11 protein-coding genes are annotated in these 10846 nt (G+C 68.0%); 5 read left to right on the forward strand and 6 right to left on the reverse strand.

What is annotated here, in order from left to right:
* Positions 1 to 502: MsnO8 family LLM class oxidoreductase (locus tag DSP71_RS23905; RefSeq protein WP_258546448.1), on the reverse strand; the 502-nt coding region annotated here is incomplete at its 3' end.
* Positions 503 to 617: 115 nt separating this feature from the next.
* Complete coding sequence (locus DSP71_RS13985) at positions 618 to 1040, reverse strand: Hsp20/alpha crystallin family protein (protein ID WP_058632973.1); 423 nt, start codon at positions 1038 to 1040, stop codon at positions 618 to 620.
* A 134-nt stretch (positions 1041 to 1174) separates the two neighbouring features.
* Between DSP71_RS13985 and DSP71_RS13990 the strand changes: the two genes are divergently transcribed.
* Both DSP71_RS13990 and DSP71_RS13995 read left to right on the forward strand, forming a co-directional pair.
* Entirely contained in the window at positions 1175 to 1501 is a 327-nt protein-coding gene (locus DSP71_RS13990; protein WP_046747595.1) for a MerR family transcriptional regulator, read from the forward strand.
* Between the two features lie 54 nt (positions 1502 to 1555).
* Positions 1556 to 3286 (forward strand): sodium:proton antiporter, encoded by a 1731-nt coding sequence (locus DSP71_RS13995; protein ID WP_058632974.1) that lies wholly within the window; start codon positions 1556 to 1558, stop codon positions 3284 to 3286.
* A 264-nt stretch (positions 3287 to 3550) separates the two neighbouring features.
* Here the strand turns inward: DSP71_RS13995 and DSP71_RS14000 are convergent, their stop codons facing one another.
* The 4 genes from DSP71_RS14000 to DSP71_RS14015 form a co-directional block, all read right to left on the reverse strand.
* Positions 3551 to 4975, reverse strand: a complete 1425-nt coding sequence (locus tag DSP71_RS14000) for a dicarboxylate/amino acid:cation symporter (protein ID WP_174799748.1) — start codon at positions 4973 to 4975, stop codon at positions 3551 to 3553.
* Between the two features lie 142 nt (positions 4976 to 5117).
* The gene (locus tag DSP71_RS14005; RefSeq protein WP_046747597.1) at positions 5118 to 5354 is read right to left on the reverse strand and encodes a helix-turn-helix transcriptional regulator; all 237 of its coding nucleotides are present in this window, start codon (positions 5352 to 5354) and stop codon (positions 5118 to 5120) included.
* Entirely contained in the window at positions 5351 to 5998 is a 648-nt protein-coding gene (locus DSP71_RS14010) for a hypothetical protein (protein WP_113681399.1), read from the reverse strand. The genes DSP71_RS14005 and DSP71_RS14010 overlap by 4 nt, the downstream gene beginning before the upstream one ends.
* Positions 5998 to 6627 (reverse strand): hypothetical protein, encoded by a 630-nt coding sequence (locus DSP71_RS14015; protein ID WP_113681400.1) that lies wholly within the window; start codon positions 6625 to 6627, stop codon positions 5998 to 6000. The genes DSP71_RS14010 and DSP71_RS14015 overlap by 1 nt, the downstream gene beginning before the upstream one ends.
* A 204-nt stretch (positions 6628 to 6831) precedes the next feature.
* On the opposite strand from DSP71_RS14015, the gene DSP71_RS14020 reads away from it, so the two are divergent.
* From DSP71_RS14020 to DSP71_RS14035, 3 genes are all read left to right on the forward strand, one after another.
* A complete protein-coding gene (locus DSP71_RS14020) occupies positions 6832 to 9366 on the forward strand; it encodes an ATP-dependent Clp protease ATP-binding subunit (protein ID WP_046747599.1) in 2535 nt (844 codons plus the stop codon).
* Between the two features lie 290 nt (positions 9367 to 9656).
* Positions 9657 to 10157 (forward strand): amino-acid N-acetyltransferase, encoded by a 501-nt coding sequence (locus DSP71_RS14030; protein ID WP_046747600.1) that lies wholly within the window; start codon positions 9657 to 9659, stop codon positions 10155 to 10157.
* A 71-nt stretch (positions 10158 to 10228) separates the two neighbouring features.
* Positions 10229 to 10846 (forward strand): hypothetical protein (locus tag DSP71_RS14035; RefSeq protein WP_113681403.1); only part of this gene is annotated, 618 nt, incomplete at its 3' end.

The following is a 10846-nucleotide window of genomic DNA, read 5'->3' on the forward strand; positions in this document are numbered from 1 at the left end:
CGGCCGGAGTGGCGCGCACCGTGTACTCCCCGCCAGAGGTGAAGCGCAGGGCGGCTCCCTCGCCGGAGAGGAGTGCGGCGATGTCCTGCACATGGCGCGGGAACTGCTCCACGTCGCTCGTCGTTCCCGAACCGCGGAGCAGCTGGGTGATGACCGGGTCGCTTCCCGGAGCGCGCCCGAGGCCGAGGTCGATGCGGCCGGGCGCGATCGCCTCGAGTGCCGCGAACTGCTCCGCGACGATGAGCGGCGCGTGGTTGGGCAGCATCACGCCGCCCGAACCGAGCCGCACGCGCGAGGTGCGGGTGGCTGCGGCCGCGATCAGCACCGGGGGAGTGGTCGACGCGACCGACGGCATGTTGTGGTGCTCGGCGAACCAGTAGCGGCGATAGCCGAGGCGGTCGGCGACCTCCGCGAGAGCGAGCGAGGCGGCGACGGCCTCTGCGCTGGTCTGGCCGGTGCGAACCGGGACGAGGTCGAGGACGGAGAGAGCTGTATCGGGCATCCTCGGTTGCAACGCGTCCGCAGGCGCCGTCATTCCCCGTCTTGCCCGGTTCGCCCGGCGGTGTTCAGGGCCCAACGGGGTGGGGGCGACAGTCACGCCGCCCCCACCCCGTTCGTCAGGCGTTGATCGCCTCGCGCTGATCAGTGGACTCCACCGTGATCTTGCGCGGCTTGGCACGCTCGCTCACCGGGATGATGACGGACAGCACACCGCTCTCGTACGAGGCGCTGATGCCGTCGAGGTCGACACCCTCGCCGAGCGAGAACTGCCGCAGGAAGGAGCCGGATCCGCGTTCACGGGCGAGCCAGCGCACACCGTCACGGGTGTCGGGGGTGCGCTGTGCGCGGATCGTGAGCTGACCGCCGTCGAGATCGACGTCGATCGAGCCGGGGTCGGCCCCGGGAAGGTCGGCGTGGAGCACATACCGGTCTCCGTCGCGGAAGAGGTCCACCGGCATCGGCCGGGGAGCGCGAACGGAGTCCAGCACGCTCGCGGCGAAGCGATCGAGCTGGCTGAAGGGGTCGAAGGTCAGTGCCATGAGGTTCTCCTTTCGTGCTGCCCTGAGGGCGAATCGGTGGTGCAGGAGATCTGCACCATTGCTATAGATTTTTTATACGACAACTCGTGTTAGATTTGCAACTCCGAATCCCGCCGACCTCAGGGGGTGACCGCATGCCGCATCGTGACAGCCGGACGCCGCTCTATGGCATAGCCGTCGCAGCGCAGCTGGTCGAGCTCCCCGAGGCGACGCTCCGCCTGTTCGAGAGCAAGGGCTTGCTCACCCCCGCCCGCAGCGAAGGCGGGACCCGCCGCTACAGCGATGACGACATCGAACGGCTGCGGCGAGCGGCCTCACTGCGCGAAGACGGGGTGAACATCGCCGGGATCGCTCGGATGCTCGACCTGCAGGATGCGAACGACGACCTGCAGGTGCGCAACGAGCAGCTCCGCGAAGCTCTCGATGCTCAGCGCGGGAGAGGCCGCCGCTCCGCCGACTGATCGATGGTGCGACGCGGCCGACCGTCCATCGGGCCCGACCACTACCGTTGAGGCATGGAAGCAGGCATCTTCTACGTCCTCGTCGGCTCGGTCGCCGTCGCCGCCTTCGCGCGGTGGCGTGGATGGCCTGCACCTCTGCTCGTGACGGTGGTCGCGCTCGCCGCGTCGTTCCTCCCGTTCGTGCCCGATCTCGACATCGACGGGCATGTGCTCCTGAGTCTCGTGCTGCCGCCGCTGCTGTACTCGGCCGCCCTCGATGTCTCCTTCGTCGGGTTCAAGCGCAGCCTGCCGCAGATCCGCCGTCTCGGGATCTGGCTCGTGCTGCTCACGGCCCTCGCTGTCGGGTTCGTCGCCTGGTGGATCCTGCCCTCGCTCACGCTTCCCGGCGCACTGCTGCTGGGCGCGATCGTCGCTCCTCCCGACGCGGTGTCCGCCGCGGCGATCGGTCGTCGGCTCGGACTGCCTCGACGCATCATGACCGTGTTGTCGGGCGAGAGCCTCATCAACGACGCGACCTCGCTCACCCTGTACCGGGTGTTCGCGGCGATCCTCGCCGGGGCGACGGTCTCGGTGTGGGGCGGTGTCTTGCAGTTCCTGCTGGCTGTCGGCGTCGGTGTCGCCGTCGGACTCGTCTTCGGGATCGTCCTGCACCAGCTGCGCATGCGCATCAGCGATCCGGTCGTCATCGGCACCTTCGGACTGCTCGCTCCGTTCGGTGCGTACGCGATCGCCGAGCATCTGCTCGGATCGGGAGTCCTCGCCGTCGTGGCGATGGGGCTCTACGTCGGTTACAACTCGCCGCGCACCGACTACACGACGCGCCAACAGGAGAAGCCGCTGTGGCTCTCGGCCGACCTGTTGCTGGAGAGCTTCGTGTTCGCCTACATCGGGCTGCAGTTCCCTCGCGTGCTCAGCGACCTCGGCAGCGAGTCCGTCGGACAGATCCTGCTGCTCTCCGGCGCGGTGCTGCTCGTGGTGGTCATCGTGCGGCCCCTCTACATCTACCCGACCAGTGCGTGGTCGAACTTCCAGGACCGCAAGCGTCTCGAGCGCTGGGATCGCGGTGTGGAATCCGGGGAGTTCGAGAAACGTCACCGCAGGTCGCGTCGCTGGGGGAACTACACGGCGGACGAACTGCGCAGCCACATCGTCCGGGAGCAGATGGCGGGACTCACCCTCACGTGGAAGGACAGCGCCGTCATCTCCTGGGCGGGCATGCGCGGGGTGGTGACGCTGGCGATCGCGGTGGCGGCGGCCGACCTCGCGACCCTCGACACCGAGGCGTCGCACGCGATCGTCGTCGTCGCGTTCATCGTCACGGTGGGCACCCTGCTGCTGCAGGGGCTCACGCTGCCCATGCTGATCCGTGGTCTCGGCATCGAGCGCGACGCGGATGAGGCGGAGGACGAGGCGGCTCTTGCGGAAGTGCGGGAGAAGAGCCGCGAGGCCGGCAAGGCCTATCTCGCCGAGAAGCGCGTGGAGTGGGAGGCGAAGTACGGCGAGGTCGATCTGAGCGTGTTCGACGCGTTCACGAAGCGTATGACCCGGGTGGAGAAGGACACCGACGAGGCGCAGAAGGTCGAGGACGCCGTGACCCGGCCCTCCTATGACGACCTCGTCGCGCTGTCCAGAGGGTGGTTGCAGGTGCGCCGCGACATCCTCCTCGCCGAGCGCGACGCCGGCAATCTCGACGAAGAGGTGATGCGGGAGCTCATCGCCGCGATGGATGCCGAGGAGCTCGCGCTCGACACGCGCGGTGCCACCCGTCAACAGAGCCGCGCCTGACGATCCCTCCCGCTCCCCCTCCTCCCCTCTCCCCCTCTCTCCCCCTCCCCCTCTTCCCTCCTCCCCTCCCGCTCCCCCTCCCCCCCCTCCCCACCTCCGCCGAGACCCATCGTCGTCGCCCAGACCCATCGTCTGAGACGTCTGCGACTGTGGGTCTCGACGACGCGCGTGGGTCTCGGCGGAGGAGAGACGGGGAGGGAGGAGGGGGAGAGGGGGGAGAGGGGGGAGAGGGAGAGAGGGAGAGAGGGAGAGAGGGAGAGGGGGTCAGCGTGCGCTGACCGGCTCCTTGTCGGCGGACGCGTCCGCCTCGGGAGCGTCGTCGTCGCCGGAGTCGTCGGCGAAGGGGAGGCCCTCGCGCGGAGCGTTGTAGAGCTCCTCGTTCAGGATGCCCTCGCGCTTGGCGACGATGGTCGGGATCAGCGCCTGACCCGCGACGTTGACCGCGGTGCGGCCCATGTCGAGGATCGGGTCGATCGCGAGCAGCAGCCCGACGCCCTCGAGCGGCAGACCGAGCGTCGACAGTGTCAGCGTGAGCATGACCACCGCGCCGGTGGTTCCGGCGGTGGCGGCGGAACCGACGACCGAGACGATCACGATCAGCAGGTACTGCACGAAGTTCAGCTCGATGCCGAAGAACTGTGCCACGAAGATCGCGGCGATGGCCGGGTAGATCGCGGCGCAGCCGTCCATCTTCGTGGTCGCGCCCAGCGGCACGGCGAACGAGGCGTAGGAGCGGGGCACTCCGAGGTTGCGCTCGGTCACGCGCTCGGTGAGGGGCAGCGTGCCGATCGAGGAACGGCTGACGAAGGCCAGCTGCACCGCGGGCCACACGCCGGAGAAGTACTGCTTGATCGACAGGCCGTGCGTCTTGACCAGGACGGGGTAGACGACGAACAGCACGAGCGCGAGGCCGATGTACACCGCGGCGGCGAACCAGCCGAGTGAGGCCAGCTTCTCCCAGCCGTACTTGATCACTGCAGAGCCGATGAGGCCGAACGTGCCGAGCGGGGCGATGCGGATGATCCACCACAGCACGCGCTGGATGACCTTGAGCAGCGACTCGGTGAACACGAGGAACGGCTCTGCCTTCTTGCCGGCCTTGAGCGCGGCGATGCCGACGACGGCCGCGACCACGATGACCTGCAGGATGTTGAAGCCGACGCTGGAGCTGAAGGTGCCTTCGACGGCACCGGGGTTGGTGCTGACCGTGAGCCCGAGGAAGTTCTGCGGGATGAGACCCAGCAGGAAGTTCCACCAGGTGCCGACCGTGTACGGGTCGCCGGTCTCGAGGCCCTCACCGGCGCGGTTGCCCGGCTGGATCACGAGGCCGAGGACGATGCCGATGATCACGGCGACGAACGCGGTGATCGCGAACCACAGGATCGTCTGCCCTGCCAGGCGTGCAGCGTTCTGCACGCGGCGCAGGTTCGAGATGCTGGCGACGATGGCCGTGAAGATCAGCGGGACGACGGCGGCGCGCAGCAGCGTCACGTACGAGCTGCCGATCGTGTCGAGGGTCGCCGACAGGCCGTTCGGGTTCTCGGCGGTGGCGCCGAGCTGGCGGCCGATCAGACCGGCGGCGACGCCGAGGACGAGGGCGGCGAGGATCTGGAAGCCGAACGACGTCAGCAGCTTCCGGACCGGTCCGCGGGTGTCTGGCGCCTTCTGGGCGCGTGCGGTGGTGCTCATGGGGTGGGGACTCCAGGATCGCGGCGCGCCGAGTGCGCGCCATGAGGCCCAACGCTATGACTCCCTGAGAATTCCCTGGGTGGATATGACGAAGGATGACGCTCCCGAGCTCAGCGGGGGAGTGAGCTCAGCGGGGGGGAGTTCAGCGGGGAGCGAGCACCAGCAGCTCGCCCACTTCGCAGTCGAGCGCTTCGCAGATCGCGCGAAGGGTGGAGTAGCGGATGGCGCGGGCGCGGTCGTTCTTCAGAACCGACAGGTTCACGATGCTCACCCCGACCGCGGCGCTCAGCTCGGTGAGGGTCATCCCGCGATCGGCGAGCAGCTCATCGAGTCGGCAGTGGATGCCGGTGAACTCGTCGTCGCTCTCCGCCGGGGTCACACCAGCCCCTCCGTTTCCTTCTCGAGCGCGAGCTTCTCGTTCTGCAGGCGGATGCCGCGGCGGAAAGCGACGGCGATCAGGCCCACGGTCACGCCGGTCGCGAAGATCGGAGCGACGCTCCAGAACTCGATCGGATGCGCAGGCTCTCCCTCACCGAGGCCGAGTGCTGAGGTGACGCCGTTGCGGCCCATGGTCTCGAACATGACGATCAGGATCGGCGCCACGACCAGGGTCCAGCCGATCACATCGAACGCGCGGGCGTTGCCGCGCACGAAGAAACGTCCGCGCAGGAAGTTCCAGGCGACCAGCGTGACCGACCCGATCACCAGCAGGGCCGCGAGCGCCCACAGGGTGATGGCGGCGATGATCGCCCCGACCGACACCGTGTTCACACCGGTGGCGAAGACCATCGCATCCTGCGCTATCCCCTCGACGGAGATCGCGCCGGAGTCGGTGGTCGCCGAGATCGGCTGCTCGTCGATCGGGATCGACCACGCGATCCCGGAGTCGCGGAAGGTGCCGGCGACGCGCAGGATCGTGGCGAACGCCACTGCGACCAGAGCCGCGGCGGCGTAGAGGATCACGGTGATCGCGTCCGCCGTCTCGGAGCGGGTGGCCTTGGTTGCGGCTGCGGTGGTGTTCATCAGACGAGTCCTTCCGTGTCGCGCTGTAGGCGTTGACCGATCTCGAACGCGCCGGCGACGACCACGAGCGCGAAGCCCCACCCGAACGGGGCGAGGTCGATCGACATCTCGAACGCCGGAACGCCACCGGAGACGAGGTTCAGCTCGGAGGTGATCTCGCTGAACGCATTCGCGCGCACCGCCTGGCTCATCAGACCGCCCGCCATGACGGCGAGCGCGGCGACGGCGATGCCCCAGGTCGCCGCGCTGCCGAAGGGGCGACCGATCAAGAGCCGGATGCACAGCCAGGCGACCGCGAGGCACAGCACGATCGGGCCCAGGACCGCGAGCGCATCGGCGATGGCGAGCAGGAGGCGGGGAGACAGGCTGAGGCCGGAGGCGGTGAGCGTGACGGTGTCGTACTGTGCATCGGAGATGTTCGAGGACGCCGCGAGCACTGCGGGCGCCTCGGCCGTGCTCAGCGGCATCGACGGGACGGTGACGGACTCGCCCGTCATCAGGACGGCGGTGCGGACGCCTGCGCCGATCAGATCGACGACCGCGATGGCTCCCGCGGCTCCGGCTATGACACCCAGCACGGTCTTCTCCACCAGGCTCGCCGCTCTGGTCGCGGTCGGTACATCGGTCATGGCGCCTCCTTCTCCGTGGCCCGGTTCGGACCCGTTGTTATCGACTTTCGTTAACATAACGACAGTCGATAACCCCGTCAACCTCCGGTATGCCCACGGCGAACACGGGCATACGTGCCGTTCGCGGTGGTTACTCTCGATGTACAGGCGCAGAGAACGCCATAGGTGTCAGCGCTTCGCCCCGTGCGAATAAGGAGTCACAGCATGTTCGAGAGATTCACGGACCGAGCCCGTCGAGTGGTTGTCCTCGCCCAAGAAGAGGCGAAGATGCTCAACCACAACTACATCGGAACCGAGCACATCCTGCTCGGTCTCATCCACGAGGGTGAAGGTGTCGCTGCCAAGGCGCTCGAGTCGCTCGGCATCTCCCTCGACGCCGTGCGCGAGCAGGTGCAGGACATCATCGGCCAGGGTCAGCAGCAGCCGACCGGCCACATCCCGTTCACCCCGCGCGCCAAGAAGGTTCTCGAGCTCAGCCTCCGCGAGGCCCTCCAGCTCGGCCACAACTACATCGGCACCGAGCACATCCTGCTCGGCCTCATCCGCGAGGGCGAGGGCGTCGCCGCCCAGGTGCTCGTCAAGCTCGGCGCCGACCTCAACAAGGTGCGCCAGCAGGTCATCCAGCTGCTCTCCGGCGCTCCCGGTCGCGAGCCGGCGTCCGTCGGTGCGCAGACCAACGACTCGCAGGCGGGCGCTCAGGGCGGCTCGGCCGTGCTCGACCAGTTCGGTCGCAACCTCACCCAGGCCGCACGCGACAACAAGCTCGACCCGGTGATCGGGCGCGAGAAGGAGGCGGAGCGGGTCATGCAGATCCTCTCCCGCCGTTCCAAGAACAACCCCGTCCTGATCGGCGAGCCGGGCGTCGGCAAGACCGCCGTCGTCGAGGGGCTGGCCCAGGCGATCGTCAAGGGCGATGTGCCCGAGACGCTGAAGGACAAGCAGCTCTACTCGCTCGACCTCGGCTCGCTCATCGCCGGTTCCCGCTACCGCGGTGACTTCGAGGAGCGTCTGAAGAAGGTCACCAAGGAGATCCGCACGCGCGGCGACATCATCGTCTTCATCGACGAGATCCACACCCTCGTGGGTGCGGGCGCCGCCGAGGGTGCGATCGACGCGGCCAGCATCCTGAAGCCTCTCCTCGCCCGCGGCGAGCTGCAGACGATCGGTGCCACCACGCTCGACGAGTACCGCAAGCACTTCGAGAAGGACGCCGCGCTCGAGCGCCGCTTCCAGCCGGTGCAGGTGAACGAGCCCACGCTGCCGCACGCGATCAACATCCTCAAGGGTCTGCGCGACCGCTACGAGGCGCACCACAAGGTGCAGATCACCGACGGCGCGATCGTGGCCGCGGCGAACCTCGCCGACCGCTACGTCTCGGACCGCTTCCTCCCGGACAAGGCCATCGACCTGATCGACGAGGCCGGCGCACGTCTGCGTCTGTCGATCCTGTCCAGCCCGCCCGAGCTGCGTGAGTTCGACGAGAAGATCGCCGCCGTGCGCGAGCAGAAGGAAGTCGCCTCCGAGGAGCAGGACTTCGAGAAGGCCGCCTCCCTGCGCGACGAGGAGAAGAGCCTCCTCGCGGAGCGTCTGCGCCTCGAGAAGCAGTGGCGTGCGGGCGACGTCGCGACCCAGGCGGTCGTCGACGAGGGTCTGATCGCCGAGGTGCTCGCCCAGGCGACGGGCATCCCCGTGTTCAAGCTGACCGAGGAGGAGTCCAGCCGACTCGTCTTCATGGAGAAGGCGCTGCACCAGCGCGTCATCGGTCAGGAGGAGGCCATCGCCGCCCTCTCCAAGACCATCCGTCGTCAGCGTGCCGGCCTCAAGGACCCGAAGCGTCCCTCCGGCTCGTTCATCTTCGCCGGCCCCACGGGTGTCGGAAAGACCGAGCTGGCCAAGGCTCTCGCCGAGTTCCTGTTCGACGACGAAGCTGCGCTGATCTCCCTCGACATGAGCGAGTTCGGTGAGAAGCACACCGTGTCGCGTCTGTTCGGTGCCCCTCCCGGATTCGTCGGATTCGAAGAGGGTGGCCAGCTCACCGAGAAGGTGCGGCGCAAGCCGTTCAGCGTGGTCCTCTTCGACGAGATCGAGAAGGCGCACCCGGACATCTTCAACTCGCTGCTGCAGATCCTGGAAGAGGGTCGTCTCACCGACGGTCAGGGTCGGATCGTGGACTTCAAGAACACGGTCATCATCATGACCACCAACCTCGGTGCGCGCGACATCGCCGGTGGACCCGTCGGCTTCCAGATCGAGGGCAACGACTCGACCAGCTACGACCGGATGAAGGGCAAGGTGAACGAAGAGCTCAAGCGGCACTTCAAGCCCGAGTTCCTCAACCGTGTCGACGACATCATCGTGTTCCCGCAGCTGTCGAAGGAAGAGCTGGTGCAGATCGTCGATCTGTTCACCAAGCGCCTCGGCGAGCGTCTGCTGGACCGCGACATGACGATCGAGCTGTCGCAGGCCGCCAAGGAGCGTCTGATCGAGATCGGCTTCGACCCGGCCCTGGGCGCCCGACCGCTGCGTCGCGCGATGCAGCACGAGGTCGAGGACCGTCTGTCCGAGAAGATCCTGCACGGTGAGCTCAACTCCGGAGACCACGTGAAGGTCGACGCGAAGGACGGGCAGTTCCTGTTCGAGCACGGCCCGCGCGATGGCGGTCCCGTCGCGGTCGGTGTGAACACCGGCGGCGGCGCGATCTCCGGCACCCCCGACCTGGCGGTCGCCAGCGGGGAGTGACCTCCCGGAACCACGAGAAGGGGCGGATGCTGCGGCATCCGCCCCTTCTTGCGTCCCCGCCTCTTGCGTCCCCGCCTCTTGCGTCCCCGCCTCTTGCGTCCCCGCCTCTTGCGTCCCCGCCTCGTGTGTCCCCGCCTCGTGTGTCCCCGCTTCGTGCGAAAACCCAGACCATGCCGCGGCGCCTCGGCGCGTCCAGGCCGGACACGCCTCGAGGGCATCGGATGGTCTGGGTTTTGGCATACCGACCCCGGCTGAGGGACATGCCCAGGGGTGGGTTCTAGGCTTGTGGTGTGAGCGAGTACATCGTCCGTCCGGCGCGCAGCGCCGACATCGTCGGCATCCGTGACCTGCTGCAGCCGCTCGTCGAACAGCGCATCCTGCTCGGCAAAGACCTGGCGGTGCTGTACGGCGCGGTGCAGGAGTTCGTCGTCGCAGAGGCCGATGGCGTGCTGATCGGATGCGGTGCGCTGCACGTGTTCTGGGAAGACCTCGGCGAGGTGCGCACTCTGCTCGTGCGCGACGACTGGCTGCACCACGGTGTCGGGCGCGCGATCGTCGACCGTCTGGAGGAGAACGCCAAGACGCTCGGCCTGACCCGCCTGTTCTGCCTCACGTTCGAGGTCGACTTCTTCGGGCGGCGCGGTTACACCCCGATCGGCGAGCAGGTGGTCGACTCGGACGTGTACTCGCAGCTGTTGCGCAGCGGTGACGCGGGTGTGGAGGAGTTCCTCGACCTCGCCCACGTCAAGCCGAACACGCTCGGCAACACGCGCATGCTCAAGGTGCTCTGACCACGCACGTTCGTCCGCGTGTGCCGTGGGGCCTCCCAGGCTGAGCGCGGCGGATCGCTTAGCCTGGAGTCATGCCCCGTCGCTCTGCCGCCGTCTACCGTCGTCGGCGACTGGTCGTCATCCTCGGTCTCATCCTGGCCGTCGCCGCGATCGGCATCGGCGCCTGGTTGCTGATCGCCCGCCCGTGGGCCTCGGCCGACACGTCATCGACGCCGACGTCCACCCCCTCCACGTCGCCGTCACCGTCCGCGGGCGCGACGACCGAGGGGCAGTCGCCCTCTCCCGATCCCTCCTCCGAGCAGACGCCGGCGATCGTCGCCTGCGAGGCGGCGGACATCGAGGTCGCCGCCGTGACCGACGCCGAGAGCTATGCGCCCGGCGTTCTGCCGAAGCTCTCGATCTCGCTGACCAACAAGGGCACGAAGGACTGCACGCTCGACGTCGGTTCCGCCACCCAGGCGTTCACGATCTCCAGCGGCTCGGACGAATGGTGGCGTTCGACCGACTGCCAGGAGAACCCGAGCAGCATGATCGCCACGCTCACGGCGGGTACCACGGTCACGAGCAAGGACCCCGTCACCTGGGATCGCACCCGGTCGAGTGTCGAGACCTGTGCCCAGGAGAATCGACAGCGAGCGCCTGGGGGCGGAGCCTCGTACCACGTCGAGGTATCCATCGGCGGTTTCACG

The sequence above is a fragment of the Microbacterium sp. H6 genome (assembly GCF_003314775.1).
In the GTDB taxonomy this organism is placed as follows: domain Bacteria; phylum Actinomycetota; class Actinomycetes; order Actinomycetales; family Microbacteriaceae; genus Microbacterium; species Microbacterium oxydans.

Coding starts and splice junctions, on each gene's coding strand:
- DSP71_RS14010 (WP_113681399.1), bottom strand. CDS start 5,998: ATGAACACCACCGCAGCCGCAACCAAGGCCACCCGCTCCGAGACGGCG.
- DSP71_RS14015 (WP_113681400.1), bottom strand. CDS start 6,627: ATGACCGATGTACCGACCGCGACCAGAGCGGCGAGCCTGGTGGAGAAG.
- DSP71_RS13995 (WP_058632974.1), top strand. CDS start 1,556: ATGGAAGCAGGCATCTTCTACGTCCTCGTCGGCTCGGTCGCCGTCGCC.
- DSP71_RS13990 (WP_046747595.1), top strand. CDS start 1,175: ATGCCGCATCGTGACAGCCGGACGCCGCTCTATGGCATAGCCGTCGCA.
- DSP71_RS14020 (WP_046747599.1), top strand. CDS start 6,832: ATGTTCGAGAGATTCACGGACCGAGCCCGTCGAGTGGTTGTCCTCGCC.
- DSP71_RS14000 (WP_174799748.1), bottom strand. CDS start 4,975: ATGAGCACCACCGCACGCGCCCAGAAGGCGCCAGACACCCGCGGACCG.
- DSP71_RS13985 (WP_058632973.1), bottom strand. CDS start 1,040: ATGGCACTGACCTTCGACCCCTTCAGCCAGCTCGATCGCTTCGCCGCG.